General features: G+C 42.2%; 13 protein-coding genes. 7 read left to right on the top strand and 6 right to left on the bottom strand.

The genetic code is table 11. The features are described 5' to 3' along the window. The coding region (locus EPO18_RS00600) for a polysaccharide biosynthesis C-terminal domain-containing protein (RefSeq protein ID WP_292429062.1) at window positions 1–456 on the top strand (456 nt) is incomplete at its 5' end. 434 nt (window positions 457–890) lie between these two features. Here EPO18_RS00600 and EPO18_RS00595 read toward each other — a convergent pair. The 3 genes from EPO18_RS00595 to EPO18_RS00585 all read right to left on the bottom strand — a co-directional run bounded on the left by EPO18_RS00595 (window position 891) and on the right by EPO18_RS00585 (window position 4218). Continuing rightward, window positions 891–1580 (bottom strand): tetratricopeptide repeat protein, encoded by a 690-nt coding sequence (locus EPO18_RS00595; RefSeq protein ID WP_292429059.1) that lies wholly within the window; start codon window positions 1578–1580, stop codon window positions 891–893. A gap of 404 nt (window positions 1581–1984) precedes the next feature. Then, window positions 1985–3010, bottom strand: a complete 1026-nt coding sequence (locus tag EPO18_RS00590; RefSeq protein WP_292429056.1) for a GNAT family N-acetyltransferase — start codon at window positions 3008–3010, stop codon at window positions 1985–1987. Then, window positions 3007–4218 (bottom strand): DegT/DnrJ/EryC1/StrS family aminotransferase, encoded by a 1212-nt coding sequence (locus EPO18_RS00585; protein ID WP_292429054.1) that lies wholly within the window; start codon window positions 4216–4218, stop codon window positions 3007–3009. Before EPO18_RS00585 ends, EPO18_RS00590 begins: the two co-directional genes overlap by 4 nt. A gap of 597 nt (window positions 4219–4815) precedes the next feature. On the opposite strand from EPO18_RS00585, the gene EPO18_RS00580 reads away from it, so the two are divergent. From EPO18_RS00580 to EPO18_RS00555, 6 genes are all read left to right on the top strand, one after another. Next, window positions 4816–5907, top strand: coding sequence for a GNAT family N-acetyltransferase (locus EPO18_RS00580; RefSeq protein WP_292429051.1), 1092 nt, complete (start codon window positions 4816–4818; stop codon window positions 5905–5907). Between the two features lie 27 nt (window positions 5908–5934). Then, window positions 5935–6189, top strand: coding sequence for an acyl carrier protein (locus tag EPO18_RS00575; protein WP_292429048.1), 255 nt, complete (start codon window positions 5935–5937; stop codon window positions 6187–6189). Window positions 6190–6257: 68 nt separating this feature from the next. Beyond that, window positions 6258–6851 (top strand): Uma2 family endonuclease, encoded by a 594-nt coding sequence (locus tag EPO18_RS00570; protein ID WP_292429046.1) that lies wholly within the window; start codon window positions 6258–6260, stop codon window positions 6849–6851. A gap of 125 nt (window positions 6852–6976) precedes the next feature. Then, a complete protein-coding gene (locus EPO18_RS00565) occupies window positions 6977–7798 on the top strand; it encodes a hydrolase 2, exosortase A system-associated (protein WP_292429043.1) in 822 nt (273 codons plus the stop codon). 154 nt (window positions 7799–7952) lie between these two features. Then, on the top strand, window positions 7953–8831 hold the full coding sequence (locus EPO18_RS00560; protein WP_292429040.1) for a hydrolase 1, exosortase A system-associated: 879 nt from the start codon (window positions 7953–7955) through the stop codon (window positions 8829–8831). Continuing rightward, window positions 8828–10078 carry a glycosyltransferase gene (locus tag EPO18_RS00555; protein ID WP_292429037.1) on the top strand — a complete coding sequence of 417 codons (1251 nt, stop codon included), beginning with the start codon at window positions 8828–8830 and terminating at the stop codon, window positions 10076–10078. Before EPO18_RS00560 ends, EPO18_RS00555 begins: the two co-directional genes overlap by 4 nt. A 60-nt stretch (window positions 10079–10138) precedes the next feature. Here the strand turns inward: EPO18_RS00555 and EPO18_RS00550 are convergent, their stop codons facing one another. The 3 genes from EPO18_RS00550 to EPO18_RS00540 all read right to left on the bottom strand — a co-directional run bounded on the left by EPO18_RS00550 (window position 10139) and on the right by EPO18_RS00540 (window position 16403). Continuing rightward, window positions 10139–11374 (bottom strand): pyridoxal-dependent decarboxylase, exosortase A system-associated, encoded by a 1236-nt coding sequence (locus EPO18_RS00550; RefSeq protein ID WP_292429034.1) that lies wholly within the window; start codon window positions 11372–11374, stop codon window positions 10139–10141. Next, entirely contained in the window at window positions 11371–12963 is a 1593-nt protein-coding gene (locus EPO18_RS00545) for an acyl-CoA ligase (AMP-forming), exosortase A system-associated (protein ID WP_292429030.1), read from the bottom strand. Before EPO18_RS00545 ends, EPO18_RS00550 begins: the two co-directional genes overlap by 4 nt. A 149-nt stretch (window positions 12964–13112) precedes the next feature. Beyond that, window positions 13113–16403: a VanZ family protein gene (locus tag EPO18_RS00540; RefSeq protein WP_292429027.1), complete on the bottom strand. Its 3291-nt coding sequence runs from the start codon at window positions 16401–16403 to the stop codon at window positions 13113–13115. Between the last annotated feature and the right edge of the window lie 498 nt (window positions 16404–16901).

Genomic DNA, 16901 nt, shown 5'->3' with positions numbered 1-16901 from the left:
GCTCTTCCGATCTTATTAGGTAAGCAACACATAAATACTTTTACGTTGAGTCTGAAGCTGACAATCCTTATTCCTTTATTATATTTGCTGGCAAGTAAATATGGCGGGCAGGGTGCAGCGAGCTCTTTCTTCATAGTCTCGATAGTGGAGTTTATCACTGTTTTTTTTATTATTCATAAGATATTGAAAATAAGAATTTTTGATTTTATTTCTGCATTTTGCAGGCCACTGCTTTCTTCATCGATTATGCTCTCGGTAATTTTTTATATTTATAATATAGTTGGGGCGGATTTTGTAGCTCAGCACGGCATACTTGGCCTAGTATTTCTAATATCGCTTGGTTTTATATCATTTTTGTTTTCCATTCTTATTCTTTGCGTTTTTTCTTGGAAGAATGATTGTATTGAGATTTTAATGCTTAAAAAATTTTGTAACAATTTTTCTCGGGTTAAATAAGGTGTGCAGTTTTGAATTGTTAGCTCGGTTAGTTATGTCTACGAACAGAGTTTCTTGTAGTACCGTAAAAGCGCAGTTTTGTATGCGGATTTTTTCTTCTCTGTAAATAGACCCAAAAATAAGATTATCCTACATTTTTACTACGCAAAAATACGCTTCGTGAAAACACATGCAACTATCGCTTCTGGGGACTGAAAATCTTCGCTACGCTTCCAAGATTTTCAGCGATGGAATTGGCTGGGTGTCATATGCTTTGCACATGACGGTTTTATGTGAATTCAGCATTTTAGAAAAACTATCGGCTCTGTCGCTTACTGCAGCTAGTCAGGTTGCTACGTAAGAAATATCTGGACGAATTTTGCTATGTTTGGATCAAATCTGTTGGGATAAGTGCTACTCATCAACTTGATTTTCTGTAATCCGCTAATGACCCGTTAATTGTCTTTCCAAATCCCCAATGAAGATAATTTCTTTTTTAGTCCTAAAGGGGGGGAACCAAGCTGATATGCTCTTTTTGCATGCTCAAGGGCGTGATCGTACTGTTTAAGCTCAATGAGAAGCAAGGCGTAAGCATATTCAACTTTAGAGGAATTAGATGCTATTTTTAGCGCCCTCTCATATTGTTGCTGAGCTTGTTGGAATTGACCGATTTTAGTTAAATAATAAGCATAAAGTGAATAAGTAGCCGAATCATTTGGGCTAAAGTTAATGGCTCGTTGAAAATAACATTCAACTGAGCTAAATGGTTTTTCCGGTTTTCTGATTTTTTTATTAACTTCTAGTTGAAATCTAACAAGACTTAACAAAGCTCTGTGGTGATTTGGCCAAGCCCTCAAGGTATAATCAAAATCCCCCAAAAAACTCCCAAAGACAGATTTAGTTAAATTTTCAGTATCTGGTGGAAAATGAGCTCTTTCTACGATGCTAAGAGCAGTATCTCCTCCTCCTCCTATTTTGCCGTTTTTATGGGAAGGATTTGTGTAATCATAAGGGCCAAATCCTTGCGGTTTGCCAGTGCACGCTAAGCCTTTAAAATCGGCTCCTACCCAAGGCGCGGCCTTTGATAATGCGGTTTTCTGTATGAAACAAAGTAGAATAAATAAAAGCAACTGTTTAATGTTCATTATTCGGCATGGTCAAATTTATAGAGTCAACTGAAAACTTGGGAAAGATCTCTTCGGCGTCCATTGTCGCAATTCCAATATAGCTTGGTAAATTAAGTTTTAATATAAGCTACTCAAATATATTTTTTTGTTAGTCAAAATTTGGTTTTATATGTTGTCTTAGTCCAACCTTTAATAAGCGGATTTGGTGATGAAGTGTTAAATTTTGATATATGTGAGCTGTTACTTGTCAGGATTAGCAAGTGTTACAGTCTTAAAAATAGGACAGGATTTTTCCTTGTGTTCATATATTTATAATACTATCGCACGCTTAAATCAAATAAAGAATTCATATCAACTTTTCCTAAAGCTTAATTGTGCTATACCACAAAAAGTTAAGAAAAAAGCATTTGTTTTATTGTCTATTATGTAAGTTTCGTCTTAATGTTGCGTAGGGTTTTAAATGCCCACTGTATATTTTCTGAACGATAAACTGTCAGGTGTTCAATATTTCGTTGAGCCATGCTCCAACTAAGCTGATCTACTGTGGCATTGGTATAAAACTCTATATGTTGAACTCGCTTTAGTGAAAACTCACGTTCAATCAATAAATAAAGTAACAACCGGCCTGGCGCGTAGTTCGATAAATTCTCATCGTAGGTTGTTTTAAGGATTATCAGCATGTCTTTGTTTAGTATGTTGATGCGCGAAGCAGCCAATTGGTCATTCAGATACAACTCAACAATTTCTGCTTGGCCTGTTGAAGAAAATGCGCTTAGAACATCACCATAAAACTGCCCCTGTTCGTTTTGTGAGTGAATGGAGGTGCCAGTTTTGCCTTTCCAACTTTCTGTTTCGAGGTCACCGTAGCGATGCAGAGCGTGTTGCAAATCATCGGGCTTAGAGAAAACTTTGAGTTGATAGTTGATGCCATTTTTGTTTAATCGATTGAAATAGCGATTTATGTTATGTCTAAGGTTTTTTGATCTCTGGTGCCAGTAATCGTCGAATGTTTCCGCCAAATCGATATTCATTGTGTTGGCATGGGCAAAAGTCTCAATGTGCGGTAGAGCTTGGGTGGAAAATGTATTGAGGGGATCTTGGCACAGTAAGTCAATCGCTACTACAGGTAAGCCGGGTAGAGATGTAAACAAGCGCGGTATTGATTGTGGATAGGCGCAAAGCAGTGGTGCAATTTGAGCTTGGCTGGGTAAAAATGTGTCCCAAATGCCCAATTTTTTGGGTCGCAGTATCAAAAAGTTGCCGCCGTGTTCCTCATTTGACGGGAAGACAGCAAGTAGAGTCTGCTGATTGCCAAAATGCTTGAGCAATGCGGCGACAAAGCGCGAATCAAGCATAGGGTGAGATCGATAGAGCTGTTGATTGAGATTATCCCAACGCTCGGTGTGCTCTGAAAAAGTCGAGGCGGGAAGGAGCTTCCAATTGGTCATATCTTGCGACTTCCTAAAATTTTACCGAGTTGACTGATGATCCAATCGATTTCCGATGATGTAAGATTTTGGTGGCAAGGAATTTGCAATAATTGCAGTCTATAGCGTTGGCTTACTGGACAATCGCTAACAGCAAGTTCTTCCCATCGCCAAAGCGGAATGCCGGCGCGTTTCAATCGGTCGAAATCGGCTTCTCCGGATTCCAATAGAACGGGAAGCATGTAGGGCACAACATGATTAGGCAGCTCTGGAAAAAGCGGTTTCAAATGTTGAGTTTCAGCAATGCCTTCGATAAGTTGGGCGTAATTTTTGCGTCTTATCTTAATGATGTCTTGCGTACGGCTATATTTCATCAATATGTGCGATGTAGCCAAACCTTTAATGTGCATTAAAGCAGGATCAAACCAATTCCATTGCATTGTTGTTGATTCTTCTTTTGATGGTATTGTTTGCGCAGATAGAAAATGATGTTTGAGCTTTGAACGCCATTTATCCAACTGAAGAATGAGTTGCCCTGGCAAACCCAGTCTGCCAAATTCAGCCGATAGCAACAGCGTTTGTAGGATGGCATGAAGTTGGCTTTTAAAATTTGGTTTAATTGTCGGTAGTGAGGTTGGGGATAAATTTTCGCCAATCAAAATACCGCCATCGGGACTGCTGAAAAATTTCCTGACACTAGCTACAGCGTAATTGCCGCTAGTACCAAGTATTTTGCCTTGGGTGGTCGTACCAAAAAAAGAATGTGCGCAATCTTCAATTAACTTTATGTTGTTGGTGTCGCAGAATGCTCGCCAGTGATCGATATTTTGAGGAAAACCAAAATAATGTGGCAATAACATGGCTCGGATAGGTTTTGTGGCGTTATTGATCAGTTTTTCTAAATGATGCTGGTTTGGGGATAAATTGGGCTCCAGGTGATACAGCAAAACTTCGGCATCCAGCCACAATGCAGGTTCAACCATTGAGCCACAATGATAAGCCGGTATAAGTACGGCACTCTCTGCGTTAATTTCCGATAAGGCAAAAGCATGAGCTAAGCAAGTTCTGGCGTTGCTCAAAAAAATACCTTGTCTGATAAAAGCTGAGGGTTGCAAGCCGTTATTAGGTATTATTTTTAATGCGGAAAAACTAAATACAGGTTGCACAGGTAAGTGTAATTTAGGATAAGATTGAGCAGCGGGATTGACAGGGTTAAAGCGAATAGTCATATGAGATCAATTCTTTGAAATGAGCGATTATCTTCGACAGGACTAAGTATCCCGCTTAACTTTCTAAATTCAGTAAGAAGTCTAGTTTATAGTTATTATTGATGTCAATTTTCTGGCTGCGTGATAAAAACCATTTTTGGATTCAGATATGCATCGCATACGCTCTAAGTTGATTAAAAATTTAATCCGATCAAAGAAGCTGATTTAAGAAAATCATTTTGCTGTTTTGTTGTCTTTCGATGCTAAGTACATTGACCAATGCACTCTTAAAAGCGAAGTGGTTATTTGTCATGCGCGGAGAAGCAGAGTGAGTTCTAGCGTGGTTGAAAAAATCTAGGAAATGGTTTATTTCAACCTTTCTCCTCCTTTTTGCACATTTCAATTCATTCTTAATCTGTTATGACTATTGATTTTATTCATGTTATTTGAAATAGCAATTTGTGGTACGGAAATAGCTTAATTGTTTTTTGGTCTGATTGAAAAAAGCGCGTGGTTATAGCTAACTTTTTTCTCTTTTACCAACTGCTAATTGTACTTAGTGAGTTGAATGAAAGAATTAGTACAGTAGGTAGAATTGTAATTAACAGAGGATTCTTAATGGATATAAATATTTCAAGTTCAGAAGCTTTATCTGAAGCTGTTATCAAAAAACTAAATCAAACTAAAACCGGTTTTTTTTCAACGTTTTTGTGGTACAGAAATTTCGTCGATACTGTTATTAAAAAAGATTCAGGAAATTATGGTTTTTTAATTGCTGAAAGCAATGGGAAAGAGCATGTTGTTTTTCCTTTTATGCTCACCATACTAAAAAATGGTTGTCGTCAGTTGAGAAGTTTAACTAATTACTATTCCCCACTGTATCAGCTCGTGTATGATAAATCTGTTGATTTCGATGGGGTAACGTTAAGTGTTTTTTTTGATGAATTGAAGAGAGGAACGCTTCACTGGGATATAATGGAGCTACAGCCTTTAGATCAAGAAGGCGCTTCGTTTTTATCTCTGCAATTGCAGAAGGCGAAAATTTTTCATGTGTCTTTTTTCTGTTTTGGAAATTGGTACTTAGAAATAAATAACCGATCATTCGATGAATATTTTGCTGGTCTTTCATCCAAAGTTAGAAATACGGTAAACAGAAAAACAAAACAGTTTGAAAAGCTTCAAGGTGCGGAAGTTGTTATTGTTACGGAGAAAAAAGATCTGGATGCTGCGATAAGTGCATATGAAAGGGTTTATGCATCGAGCTGGAAACAAGATGAACCGTATCCTGATTTCATTCCTGGGTTGATTAAAATAGCTGAGGAAATTGGTTCATTGCGTTTGGGTATCGCGTATCTTAATAATGTGGCAATTGCGGTTCAGCTCTGGATTGTTGCCGACAATACTGCCTACATATATAAGTTGGCTTATGATGAAAATTATAAGCAATACGGTGCGGGTACGATGCTGACTACAAAGCTGATGAAGCATGTTATAGATTACGATAAGGTTGAAGTGGTCGACTATTTGTGTGGAGATGACCCATATAAAAAAGATTGGATGTCGCATCGTCGGGAAAGATGGGGGATTTTGGCCTTTAATACATCAAGCTTGAGAGGTGTATGGGAGATGGCTAAAGAAATGTCGAAGGTATTTTTAAAAAAAGTGGCTTTTTTTAAAAAAATATCTTTGTTTTTTGATAATATTTTTTGAATTGAATTTTTAGGGATTAGAGTGGATATGGCTGTATTTAATGACGTAATAGAAATTTTGGGTTCCGTTTTGCAACTTGCTGATGCAGCTAAAAAATTAAACGATAACTCCCCTTTATTAGGCGCCATACCCGAATTTGACTCAATGGCCGTAGTCTCAATTATTACCGCATTGGAAGATCGCTTTGGTTTTGTCGTGGATGACGATGAAATCGATGCAGCAGTGTTTGAAACGGTCGGTTCTCTGGTGGCATTTGTAGAGCGAAAATTGCAGGCGAGCTGAAGTCAATATGCAATCGTGGCAGTAACTGAGCTGTAACCGAATGATACATTGAATCAGGGGGCGCTGTTATGAATTTAAAGCACAAAATCGAACATCTTCCAATACGCGATTATTTGGAAGGTGAACTTATAAGCTCGATTAAGCATGAATATATTAATGGTGAAGTTCATGCCATGACCTGGGCGAGTTCGAATCATAACCGCCTGATGGTCAATATTGTTAGGGAATTTGGCGTCCATTTAAAAAACACCCCTTGTGAGGCTTTTGGTTCCGATATGAAAGTGCAGGTAGAGGATAATTATTTCTACCCTGATGTGATGGTGGTATGTCAGCATGAGGCCAACGACTATGGGGTTACAGATGCACCGTTAATCATCGTCGAAGTATTATCAAAATCAACGCGAAAATTTGATCACACCTTGAAGCGTCAAGCTTACCAACGTTTGTCCAGCCTGCTGGAATATGTGGTGATTGAGCAGGATGTTGTCGATATCGAAGTTTGTCGACGTAGCCATCATTGGCAGCCTGAGCATTTCTATTTAGGCGACGAGGTTTATTTTGCCGCGATTGATTTACGCTTGCCGGTCACAGAAATTTATGATCGGGTGGCAAATGAAGATGTGCAGCGATATTGGCAGACGGTACAAGAAAATGCCGGTTAAATTAGTCATTCCTGTTTGATTATCTAAAAAATCAAACAGGCGGGCATGTAAGCCGCTCATACTTGGGGGGCTTGACACGAACGGCTTCCACAGATTCCACTGCGGTTTTTAGGATTTGGTTAACCATGCAACCCTTATTTATTGAAAGTAGCGCAGGAAAATTGTTTGCCATTTATTGGCCGCCTGCTGGCGAGACTCCTCTTGATAAAGCTATTATCCATATTCCCGCTTTTGCGGAAGAGATGAATAAATCGCGGCGCATGGTGGCGTTGCAGGCACAGGCGTTTTCTGATCAAGGCTATGCTGTCCTGGTTTTAGATTTATTCGGTACCGGCGATAGCGCTGGCGATTTTGGTGTGGCAACTTGGCAAATCTGGTTGCAAAATATCGACACTGCAATTGACTGGCTAAAGCAGCAAGGTGTGCAATCTGTTGATTTGTGGGGTTTAAGGGTCGGCGCTTTGCTGGCGATGGATTTTGCTAGTAACAGTAAACATCGCATTGAGCGTCTGATTGCTTGGCAGCCGGTTTTAAATGGAGATGCCTTTATCACTCAGTTTTTACGTTTGCGTGTTGCGGCAGCGATGATGGATAATAACGCACCACGGGAAAAAACCTCCGATCTGAAACAGCAATTATTGGAAGGGCAAGCTATCGAAGTCGCCGGGTATTTGCTGAATCCTGATTTAATTAAGCCGGTAGCGGCATTACGCGCCGATCGATTGAGTTGGCAATCCGTAAACGAAGTAGCGATTTTTGAACTGGTGTCTAGCGAGGACAGTCCTGTTCTCGCAAGCAATATGCAACTGCTTGCCACTCTGCAAGAAAAAAACATTAATGTTTCGTTAACAAAAGTGGTCGGTAATGCTTTTTGGTCTAGTCAAGAGATCAGCGATGCGCCTAATTTAATTAAAGTCAACAGCGAAAAAGTTGGGCAATGGTTATAAGATGGCGTAGAAACAAGGTCTTGTTTACCAAACCGCTATTTCTCACGTTCGAGTTTATTGGCCTAAGCTTATCGATAGAAGAGACTTAGTATGGCGTCAAAACAATGGTGACGATCTATCTGCAAGAGCAACAGGCTACGATAATTCTTAAATAATGAGCAATAAATCTCACACACACGAAATCCCCGTTGTTTTTGAATGCCAGGGACAGCAATTGATTGGCATGATTCATCAAGCCGGCGTTATGGCAACTACTGGCGTATTAGTGATTGTCGGGGGACCGCAGTACCGAGCCGGTAGTCACCGCCAATTCGTCTTGCTAACGCGTCATCTGGCTGCTCAAGGTATACCGGCTATGCGTTTCGATGTGCGTGGCATGGGGGATTCTGAAGGTTCACCGCGTAATTTCCAACAGCTTGACAATGATATACAAGCGGCTATCGATTGCTTTTTGGAATCTTGCCCAGCGCTAAGTCATGTGGTCCTTTGGGGGTTATGTGACGCTGCTTCCGCAGCCTTGTTTTATGGTTATCAGGACAGTCGGGTCAAAGGTCTAGTGTTATTGAATCCATGGGTGTTCACCGAGCAAGGTGCGGCCAAGACCTATCTTAAGCATTACTATCTGCAACGTTTGTTTAGCAAGGACTTATGGCGCAAGGTTTTTTCGTTCAAATTCGATTACGCCAATTCGATGACTTCATTATTGAACTTGCTGAAACAGGCTGCCGGTCAAACCAAAGCGGCACAAACAACAAATGCCGTTGTCAGAGTCGATGAGAATATGACCTTGCCGATGCGCATGCGGGAATGCCTGAGGCAATTTGCACACCCGGTATTGTTAATTCTTAGTGGCCGAGATTTAACGGCAGATGAATTCAAAGAAACGGTTAAAGGTGATCCCGAATGGCAATCCCTGCTCAGTGAAGTACGCGTTACTCGTCGCGATTTTGCCGAGGCCGACCATACTTTTTCTTCGGCGGCTTGGCGCGATCAAGTGGCCGAATGGACTTCAATCTGGGTAAAGAGTTTATGAAAAATATATTGATGATTGCTTATCATTTTCCACCTGTTCGTGTCAGCAGCGGGATACAGAGGACTCTCAAGTTTGCAAATTACCTGCTCGATCATGGTTGGAAAGCTCAGGTATTAACGGTTTCCCCTAACGCTTACCAGAGAGTCAGTAATGATCAAATGCATGAAATTCCGCCGGAGATTGTCGTTAAACGCGCGTTAACAGTGGATACCGCTAGGCATTTGTCTGTTAAAGGCCGCTACTTGGGCTGGATGGCGTTGCCGGATCGCTGGGTAAGTTGGTGTTTTGGAGGGACGCTGGCTGGGCTGCTACTGATTTACCGACATCGTCCGGAAATTATCTGGTCTACTTACCCCATAGCCTCGGCTCATTTGTTGGGCCTGATTTTGCATCGCATGACCGGTATTCCTTGGGTTGCCGATTTTCGCGATTCTATGACTGAAGACGATTACCCTACTAATCCGACACAACGCAAAATTTACCGCTGGATAGAGCGGCAGACGGTAAACAGTTGCGCCCGTGCGGTATTTACTACGCCGGGAGCCATTCGCATGTACACCGCGCGTTATCCTGAAATTCCCGCATCGCGCTGGGCGCTTATTGCAAACGGTTATGACGAAGAAAATTTCGCCCGTGCCGAACAATCCGAGGCTTACCGTCAGGCATTGGCTGAAAAAAATGAGCAAATCGTGTTGCTGCATAGTGGCGTATTATATCCGTCAGAGCGTGACCCAAGGCAATTTTTCAGTGCGTTGGCAGAATTGAAACAAACCGGCAAGATTCAAACAGGGCAGTTTAAAGTGATTTTACGGGCTACCGGGCATGATGAATTGCATCGTGCGTTAATTATTGACAATGGGCTGGACGACATAGTTTTTCTTGAACCGAGTGTGGCTTACGAAACGGCTTTGGCTGAAATGCTGGTGGTTGATGGTTTGCTGGTGTTCCAAGCGGCTAACTGCAATCATCAAATTCCGGCAAAAATATATGAGTACTTGCGGGCACGGCGGCCTATATTGGCTTTGACCGATTCTGAGGGCGATACGGCCAAAGTGTTGCTGGATGGCGGTTTAACCGGAATCGCCCCTTTGGACGATAAAGACGTTATTGCAAACAAGTTACTGGAATTTATCGGCAATATACAAAACCATAAAAATGCTATAGCTGATGATAAGTATATTGAGGGACACTCAAGACAAGCACGAAGCAAGCTGCTGGCTGATTTGTTGAACACGATTACAGTATAGGGGCGGATTTATCTACCCAAAGGCGAATAAATTCGCCCCTACAAATCTTTAGTTGCTTACTTAAACCACCACTTCCACCGCATCCGGTTGGCTGAGAAATTTACTGGGACTGGCAGTATAGCCATAAGCGCCGGATTGAAAAACAACCACCAAATCTCCGATTTCCGCTTTGGGTAATTGCATCCTGTCGGCCAGAATGTCTAGCGGCGTACACAAAGGGCCTACGATGTTGACTGTTTCTAAATCCTTGTTGTGCATTTTGTTGCCGATCGCAACCGGATAGTTTTTGCGTATGACTTGACCGAAATTGCCTGACGCGGCTAAATGGTGATGCAAGCCGCCATTGACGATTAAATAAGTTTGTCCTCTGGATATTTTTTTATCAACCACCTCGCAGACATAAATGCCAGCTTCACCGACTAAATAGCGGCCCAGTTCGATAATTACTTCTGCTTCCGGGACGGCTGATTTAAAGTCGGCCAATGGCTGAGCGAGTGCGTCGCCGACCGCTTGCGTATCCAATGGAGTTTCACCGGGAAAGTAAGGGATGCCGTAGCCGCCGCCAATATTGAGTTTTTTAATCGGGCAGGGGCAATGTTCCGATAGCTGCATGGCTAAAGCGATGCTTTTTTGCTGGGCTTCGATAATCGCTTCGGCTTTGAGATTCTGCGAGCCGCTGTAAATATGAAAACCCTGAAAATCAAGTCCCAAGGTTTTGACACGCTTTAATGCTTCAGGCAGTAATTCTTCGTCTATGCCGAACTGTTTGGGCCCGCCGCCCATTTTCATACCGGAGGCCTTGAGCTCAAAAGCCGGGTTGATACGAATGGCAACGCATGCTTGAATGCCGCTTTGTTCCGATAATTGCGCGATGGTTTTCAGTTCATGGAATGATTCGACATGAATAGTAATGCCGGCAGCAATCGCTTGGTTCAATTCCGCCGGACGCTTGCCGGGGCCCGCCATACTAATATGTTTTACCGGCATAGCGGTATCCAACGCCACTTTCATTTCTCCGGCCGATGCAAGGTCAAAGCCGTCGACAATACCCGCCATGTGCTGCACCACCGCCGGCATAGGATTGGCCTTCATGGCATAGTGAATTTTTAAATCCGGCGGCATGTGCCGACGTAGCTCGGCGACGCGCTGAGTCATTAGCAAGCGGTCATAAGCATAAAAGGGCGTGGTTCCGACCCGTTGCGCCAATCGGGATAAAGTTATGCCGCCAATGATCAGTTGATTGTCCTTGACCGGAATCTGCGTCATCGGCGTGTGCTGGGGTGTGGTTTGTGTCATACGGTTGTTTGGAAAATAGTGGCGAATTGTTCAGTCAGCACTTTACGGTCAATTTTACCGTTCGGGTTTTTCGGCAACACCGGCAGTACAGTGACTTTTGCAGGTATCATAAAATTCGGTAATTGGACTTTGCAGACATTGATGATCGCCTGTTCATCGAAATCAGCGGCATCCTCAACACTGACGACAACGACTACCGTTTGTCCTAAGCTGTCATGTTCGATGCCCAGCGCGGCAACTTCCTTGGCAAGCCCGGATGCATAAATCACTTCTTCGATTTCGGTAGGGCTGACCCGATAACCCGATGTTTTAATCATGTCATCTTTACGGCCTACAAAATACAGGTAACCTTCTTCATCTTTGGTGACTGTGTCTCCTGACCAGACAGCAATTTCAGTAAGCGGTAATTCTTTTAATTGGCTTGGCGCCGGTCTAAATCGTTCTGCGGTTTTTATCGGATCATTCCAATAGCCCAGCGCTACTAGAGATCCTCGATGCACCAGTTCGCCCGGTTCATGAGGCGCACAGGGGGTTCCATCCTCGCGAACGACTAAAATTTCAGCATTGGGTATGGCCTTGCCGATCGAGTCAGGCCGTTTATCAAGTTGCGCAGGAGGAAGGTAAGTAGAACGGAACGCCTCTGTTAAACCATACATAAGGAAGAACTGGCTATTAGGCGTTTTTTTGCATATGGCAGTTAACACCGATTTGGGCATTTTTCCGCCGGAATTAGTCATGTAGCGGAGATGATCGTTAATGCTTTTTGGCCATTCAAGATTTGCCAGTTGCGCCCAGAGCGGTGGAACCGCCGCAAGGCCGGTTATTTTATGGGATTCTAAAGCAATAACAACATCACGAGGCAATAGATAATCCAATAACACACAGCAAGCGCCTTTAAGTAAAGAGGCGGTTAATTGGTTCAGGCCATAGTCAAAACTAAACGGAAGGACCGCCAATAAACGGTCTGTAGAGGTAATATTTAAATATTCACTTACGCTTTTTGCGCCGGTGACAATATTGCGATGGGATAATACGACGCCTTTGGGTTTGCCCGTGCTACCCGATGTATAGAGAATGGCAGCCATATCGGTATCTATTATCGATGGCGATATGGCTTGACGAGCGGCAGATTCAAGATAATCTTGCCAACCCAAGATATGTTGCGGCAGTGCCGGTCTGATCTGGGGAACTTCATTTTCAACCAGGATAATGGTATGCAGATCAGAGCAGTTTTCAAGAACAGGAGCAAGACCTTCTAGACGGCTTTTAGAAGTGATTAAAATTTGTACATTGCAATCATTCAGGATGTAAGCGACCTGAGCTGCTTTTAACACCGGATTAACCGGTACAAATACGCCCCCAGCTTTGGATATGGATAGAAAGCTGGTAACTGTTTCTATCTGTTTGGGCAAGTAAACGGCTACACGCTGTTGCGGTTTTAAATGTAAGCTTTGTAAAGCCTGTGACTGTTGATTAACGAGTTGCTCAAGCTGTTGATAACTCCAGCTGCTTTTTTTATGTATGATAGCTGGAGTGTTTGCATCTTGTTTGGTAGATTCAAAAAGTAATTGATGCAGTAATGTTGGCATAGATTTTCCAAAATTATTTAAGCTTAAACGTTAAGTATCTCAGTGTCGAAGTTCTATATAAATTAAAGACTATCATAAATAATCATTTGTTACATCAGGCTGGTACTTATCCTTTCAAGTGGATATGGATTTTAGTGTATCGGGCAATGTTATTGAATGCTTGCTTTGACGTAAGATGAGCGAATCAGAGCGAAAAATATCATTAGGAAAAACAACAATGTTAAACGTGGCGCGTCAAACGGACTGTCAACTAAGCCTACCACCATGAAGCCGCTGAAAGACGATAGCAAAATTGCCATAAAGGCATTTTGCCGCTTTATGATGTGGCGGCAACAATTGACAATTGCCTTGATAAATAATGAGAAAAACGCGATAGCGCCAAGCCAGCCTTGGTCAAACAAAGCGTGTACAGGCAGATTTTTTATATGCCATGGTAAATGGTTATCGGTGGAAAAAAACCAAAAATCCATATCTTGAGTAAAATCGCCATTGGCAATTAAATTTTTTCCCGTTGTATCGGTTAAACTGACATTGTCTATATCAACAACTGTATTCGCTGTGCCATTATATAGGCTCAGCTGTGTGGGGCGCTTGGACAAGTCGCCAAGAGTTTGTCCTAATGGAGTGCCGACTTCTCCACTGTCGATTAACCGTTCAACATGCCGCCATTGACCAACTGGTGATTTCTCAGTTACTGTGTTCCAACTGCATCTGAATGAATACAATAAAGACTTTTCACAGATCGGTATCGTCAAGGCCACCGTGTCTCGTGTACTGCGTAAGTCAACACTCAAGCGGTATGTTGTACGAGGCTTGACGTTAACGTACTGCCCCATATACAGCGAATCACCTGAGCTTAATTTTAAGTATTGATTGTCGTTTTCTCTATCAATTCGGTATATTGCCGGCGTAACATTTTCTGCGTTTCGCCACAGGTATGTTCTGGGATAGCTGCCAATTCCCATGCCCAATAAATAGGTTGGCGCATCATCATCCATCATATTGATAGCATCGCGCCAATGCGCCGTACGGATGCCAATATCACGATCAACTTCATTAAAACGATCTTGAATAAACTTGCCTTCAAATACAGGCATGGCGATTAATGGGACAATTGCCAAGAGCAGTGGCAGTAACAAAAACTTGTACCACGTGGCTGCCAAATTAGCTTTAAAACACCACAGTAAACCAATGGCCAGAACAACAAATTCAAGGGCAGCGGCAATATAAGGGCCGCGAGAAAACGTAACCAGTAATACATACAATCCGGTAATAAACAAGCCTATGCCTAATGGGCCCGTCAACCAAGGCCGCGATGAATAAAGAAACAACAGGGCAATAAACGGCAAGGTCAATGCTAAATAGGCGTCAATATGCCCGCCGCCCGTGTGCATGGTGGAAAATAAAGCAATAATTCGGTAATTATTAGAAAAATCAAACAGCCCCGGAAACAAAAAACGCTCCCAACAAGAAGCAGCAATGACTCCGGTCAAACCAATCAACACGCCATAGCCTAAATAAAGATAGGCACGGTTATAGCATTGCACCGTCTGTTCCATTAAAGGCAGCAATAATAAAGCCCACACTACCCCTTTGCCTGCTCGTAAACTGTTATAGTTGCTGTAATAACTGGTAAACGCATTGGCATCAATGGGTTGCAGCGGCAGCAAACCTCTGAGCAAACTTATGCCGTAAAGAATGGTAAACAAGCCTACCAGCAAAAATGTTGTTATAGAGTAAACCGAATGTAACCGTTGTTTGGGTCTGCGACAGTAATACACCAGTAAGGTCGTTAAAACTACCAAATCAAATTCGTCAAAAAAAAATCGTCCTGTCCATGGGGTAAAATCCATAATCGGCAATAAGGCGGGAATAACCGTCAACCATGCATAGGGCAGATACACCAATAACACGGCGTAGCCGATTAAGAAAAGCCCCAGCCATACAGTCGCTACCGGATAATCAAACAATGCGGCAGCAATGATGCCCAACAATATGAATGATACGCCGCACCAGATTTTGTCGACTTCATAAGCAGGCAGTACCGATTCGGCGGATTTTTCCGGGGTAAGGATCAACGGTTGAGAAATTTCTTTTATTATCGGTGAGTTAGTCATAGTTTTATCGCGATTGAGCCATGATGGCAAACGATTCAATAACGCATAACCACCCGCTGCAATAATAAAGGCAAGCCAAATATCGCTAGGGTCGGCATGTTTATTAGCCAAAAATAATTTACCGGTTTCGACTATCAATGCAAATACCGCCGCAAGCAGTCCGACAGAAAACCAATGAGGTGGATGGTGTTTAGGTTTATGGTTTGCGCTAGAAAAACTTGCCCAGCACAACAAACCGACAGGTAAATACGAGCCTAGATTGCTTAACAGGCTTACTAATGCCGCAGTTTCAGTGGTGAAATAAAAATAATACAACGGTAAAAAACGTGTCTTCGCGAGTTTTTCTAAGGCTTGTTCCGGCGATAACCAATTTTCGGTAAACCAGCCGTTGATCGATAGCACCAAGAATAAATAAGGCAGAACAGCAAACCATACGAAACGCTGTAATAGACGCATTATATCTGCAAAATCGTGTTGTTTAATCCAGAAAAATAAACTTGTTCCCGCACCCATACCAACCATGCGTGTTAGCACGGAAATACCTTGTGCCGAGCCCGACAACAAAAAAATCTGCACCACTTCAATTGTAATGCCCAAGAAAAAACCGATTAATACATTCACAGTCATGCGCTGCGGCATATTGGGCAAATAGCAACACAGTAATCCCAAGGGCAGCAGCACCAGTATTTCTGACAGTAATTTAACCCCGCAACGTAGCGGATTGCTCACACATACATCGAAAGGAAGAACGGCAGCATCATTGCCGCTGGCCAATTTTGCATTCAACTCGGCAAAAGACGTGACAAAATCAAAAGGAAACAGGCTAAGTGAAACATAAGCCAGCATATAAAAAACAATTGCAGCTTGCGCCGAAAACAAACTGCCGTGCAGCAAATGACGATACAAACCAGAAAAATACGAGCCAAAAAAATGCCAGCTTAGAATGCCGATAACCGTTCCCAAGGTTTCGGCAATTAAATCATTTAACGATACCGTTCGCGGTGGAAAATAAAGCTGAGTAAATTCGATGGCAACCGCTAAGGTTAGGCAAAAAACTAACACACAAACCGATAACAATGCGCGAAGCAGCGAATAACGTACGCCGTTAAATGCAGCACAAGCGCCAAAAGCCAACGGTATATAAAGCAATATGTTTGCAATCCAATCCGCTCTGTGCGCTGTACCTATATTGAGATAACGAATATTTTTAAATTGACTTAACGCTGTTTCTACAGGCAATTCTTTGAATTCAAGCGGCACAAGGCTGCCATAAATGACAAAGAGTAAATATAATGCCGTAGCATAGAAAAAATAGCGGTTCATGGCGACTTTTGAAGAGTTTTATAGGTAAAGTCCAAGCGAAATTCTTTCCTGGGAAACGAACAAATTGGTATAAAAGCTCTTTGCCATAGTGGTTTAGGAACAAGGACTCAAATAGCGGAGCAAATTAAGTGCTTTCAGTCTATATCTGTGTCAAGTTTAAGATCTAAACGGAAGCGGCCTTAAGATTGTAGTCTAAGAAGGCGATGTTGACGATTGAAGCCAGACTGAATCAGCTTAATTTTGCCCCGATAGGGTATTCCGTTTGGGCCTTCTTAATAATGATCTCATGTTAATTGGTTTAGCTCTCGAATTTATTTAATTTGTTGATTTATATTAGCCATTTCCAATTAACTATTAGTAAAAAATAACTGGGAAGCATAATAGTATTTATTAGTGACTTATTTAGTTATTGATATATCCGCTTTTGCTAATTTTAATTTTCCATCTGTAACTTATCGGATTATAAATTCATTAAGGGCTAACTCATTAAGTGCTTCG

Source organism: Methylobacter sp. (genome assembly GCF_004322395.1).
GTDB lineage: Bacteria > Pseudomonadota > Gammaproteobacteria > Methylococcales > Methylomonadaceae > Methylobacter_A.
Note: the sequence above shows the minus strand (reverse complement) of the source record. Positions and strands in the feature narration are given on the sequence as shown.